This is a genomic window from Mitsuaria sp. TWR114 (assembly GCF_007997345.1).
In genome coordinates, this window is sequence record NZ_VOSR01001140.1 from 1 (window position 1) to 809 (window position 809).

The 809-nt window shown below is 67.9% G+C and carries 2 protein-coding genes; both read right to left on the reverse strand.

Annotated elements, in window-relative coordinates; all coding sequences use genetic code 11:
- Window positions 1–86: 86 nt before the first annotated feature.
- The gene (locus FUT87_RS28190) at window positions 87–524 is read right to left on the reverse strand and encodes a hypothetical protein (RefSeq protein WP_147243087.1); all 438 of its coding nucleotides are present in this window, start codon (window positions 522–524) and stop codon (window positions 87–89) included.
- On the reverse strand, window positions 455–809 hold a 355-nt coding region (locus tag FUT87_RS29765), incomplete at its 5' end, for a hypothetical protein (RefSeq protein WP_186830827.1). The genes FUT87_RS28190 and FUT87_RS29765, both read right to left, overlap by 70 nt.

Consider the following 809-nt stretch of genomic DNA (forward strand, 5'->3'; position numbering starts at 1 on the left):
GCCTCGGCCATGTCGTCGAGGGCCTTGGCCAGCTGTACCAGTTCGTCGGCGCTGTACGCCAGGGTCGTGTCGGTCATGCGCCCTCCCTAGAGCTTGGCCACGGCGTCGTGGGCCTTGTCGAGTTCCTTGGCCGTCGCGGCGATCGCCTTCAGCGTGCGCGTCATCGCGTCGCGGTCCATCGCCAGCGCGCCGCGAATCCGGTCGTGGTCGTCGGCGAGCTTTTGAAGTGCCGCCTTGTAGGTGGCGATCGCGCTCAGTGCCTTGTCGTAGTCCGCCCCAACGCGAGCGAGCTCCCGTCGGCCGAGGTACTTGTCGCCGAGATCGGATTGCCCGATCTCGCACTTCACGAAGTTGATCGCCTGGATGCGTTCGCCCCGCAGGCCTTCGGCGTAGACGTCGGCGAGCTTGCGCATGAGGCCCAGCACGCGAGCGACGTCGCCATGCGAGGACGTCATCAGCTCGCGGAGCTTCTTGTGGCGGTAGGCGTCGAGCCCCCGCTGGAGCAGCGCGAACAGTCCTTGCACGGCGGCCTCCTCTTCGGGCGAACCTTGGCGCCGGCGCCCTTGATGCCCTCGAGCGAAGGGGCGGCCGTCTTGGCGAGGTCGGGCAACTGGTCCGAGGCGAGTTCGCCGAGGGCGGTGAAGTACGCGCTCATGGCCTGGTGCAGCTTCTCCGCGTCGTCATAGGCAGCGTCGAACTGCGCTTGGGGAAGCCGGCCGGTGTAGCCGATGGGGCACACGTCGCCATCGAGGCGTTGCTCGCGCAGCTTCTTGTCGGAATCACGCCAGCGCTTGGCGGCATCGGTGGCG